This window comes from Erwinia sp. PPS120, from assembly GCF_047918655.1.
Taxonomy (GTDB): domain Bacteria; phylum Pseudomonadota; class Gammaproteobacteria; order Enterobacterales; family Enterobacteriaceae; genus Erwinia; species Erwinia tasmaniensis_A.
This window is the reverse complement of sequence record NZ_JBLREF010000093.1, coordinates 1-362: the sequence shown is the minus strand read 5'-3', so window position 1 is coordinate 362 and position 362 is coordinate 1. Positions and strand designations below refer to the sequence as shown.

At 56.4% G+C, this 362-nt stretch carries 1 pseudogene; it reads right to left on the bottom strand.

Annotation, left to right across the window (positions count from 1 at the left end):
- Positions 1-279: 279 nt before the first annotated feature.
- Positions 280-362, bottom strand: a pseudogene (locus tag ACLRGG_RS21235) (hypothetical protein); the annotation flags it as partial.

Below are 362 nucleotides of genomic sequence, written 5' to 3'. Positions count from 1 at the left end.
GGGAGGGGGAAGAGGGGGGAGAGGAAGAGGGAGGAAGGGGAGAGGAAGGAAGGGGAGAAGAGAGGAGGAGGAAGAGAGAGAGAAGAGGAGGGGGAGGGAGGGGAAAAGAGGGGAGAAGGAAAGAGAGGGAGGAGAAAAAAAGAAGGGGGAAAGGGGGAGAAGGGAAGAGAGGGGGAAGGGAGGAAAGAAGGGAAGAGGGAAGGGAAAGGGGAAAAAAAGGGGAAAGAGGAGGAGGGAAGAAGAAAAAGGAAAAAGAAGAAAGAGAGGAAGGAGGGAGAGAGGGAGGAAGGCGCAGCAGGCTGCGAATCAAATGGGCCGAGAGATCTTCCGCCCGAACGAGGCGATATGCGCCGCCTTTAGAG